Raw genomic sequence first — 1,276 nt, 5'->3', positions numbered from 1 at the left:
CGCCCAGCTCGCCGATGTCCTTGAACGACGGCTTGAGCCTGGCGAGGGAGTCGGCCGTGGTGCCCGGACGCATGAACTCGTCGTGGTCGAGGACGGTCAGGCCGGCCCGGTCGACGACCGGTACGACCGAGCGGGCGAAGCGGCCCTCCTTCCACGCGGTGGCGGCGCGCTCCTGGGAGAGGGCGGCGTACTCGTCGACGTCACGGCGGCTGAAGCCCTCGATGGTGGCGATCAGGTCAGCGCCGATGCCCTGGGGGACGAAGTTCGTCTCCAGGTTGGTCATCGGGTCGGCGAACCAGGCGCCGCCGTCGGAGGCCATCGGGACGCGGGACATCGACTCGACGCCGCCGGCGAGGACCAGGTCCTCCCAGCCGGAGCGGACCTTCATCGCGGCCATGTTGACCGCTTCGAGGCCGGAGGCGCAGAAGCGGTTCTCCTGAACGCCGGCGACGGTCTCGGGGAGACCGGCGGCGATGGCGGCGATCCGGGCGATGTCGGAGCCCTGGTCGCCGACCGGGCCGACGACGCCGAGGACGATGTCGTCGACGGCGGCCGGGTCGAGGCCCGGGTTGCGGGTCTGGATCTCGCGGATCAGACCGGTGACCAGGTCGATGGGCTTGGTGCCATGGAGGGAGCCGTTGGCCTTGCCGCGTCCGCGCGGGGTGCGGATCGCGTCGTACACGTACGCTTCGGTGCTCACGGGAAGCCTTTCGCGGTGAGGGTTTTCGATCAGCGGGGGAGGCCGGAGGTCAGCCGAGGAGGGAGCGGCCGATGATCTCCTTCATGATCTCCGTCGTGCCGCCGTAAATGGTCTGGATGCGGCCGTCGGTGAAGGCGCGGGCCACCGGGAACTCACTCATGTAGCCGTATCCGCCGTGCAGTTGCAGGCAGCGGTCGGCGACCCGCTTCTGGAGTTCGGTGGCCCACCACTTGGCCATGGAGGCGTTGACGGGGTCGAGGCCGAGGCCGGTGGGGTCGGCGTGCTCGGCGATGCACCGGTCGACGAAGGCGCGGGTGACGGCGCACTCGGTGGCCATCTCGGCGATCTCGAAGCGCACGTGCTGGAGCCTGGCCAGCGGCCGGCCGAACGCCTCGCGCTCCTTCACGTAGCGGGTGGTGAGCTCCAGGAGGTGCTCGGCGCCCGCGATGCCCGCGACGGCGATGGCGAGCCGTTCCTGGGCGAGGTTGGTCATCAGGTGGACGAAGGCGCCGTTCAGCTCCCCGAGCAGGTTCTCCTTGGGGACGCGGACGTCCTCGAAGAACAGCTCGGCGGTGT

Annotated in this window: 2 protein-coding genes; both read right to left on the bottom strand. The window is 70.3% G+C overall.

Annotation, left to right across the window (positions count from 1 at the left end; translation table 11 throughout):
• Nucleotides 1–700, bottom strand: a 700-nt coding sequence (locus tag IE321_RS41470; RefSeq protein ID WP_268257464.1) for a thiolase family protein, incomplete at its 3' end; no start/stop codon positions are given.
• Between the two features lie 49 nt (nucleotides 701–749).
• Nucleotides 750–1,276, bottom strand: a 527-nt coding sequence (locus IE321_RS41465; protein ID WP_268257463.1) for an acyl-CoA dehydrogenase family protein, incomplete at its 5' end; no start/stop codon positions are given.

Source organism: Streptomyces hydrogenans (assembly GCF_014656075.1).
In the GTDB taxonomy this organism is placed as follows: Bacteria; Actinomycetota; Actinomycetes; order Streptomycetales; family Streptomycetaceae; genus Streptomyces; species Streptomyces hydrogenans.
This window is presented reverse-complemented; position numbering and strand designations above follow the sequence as displayed.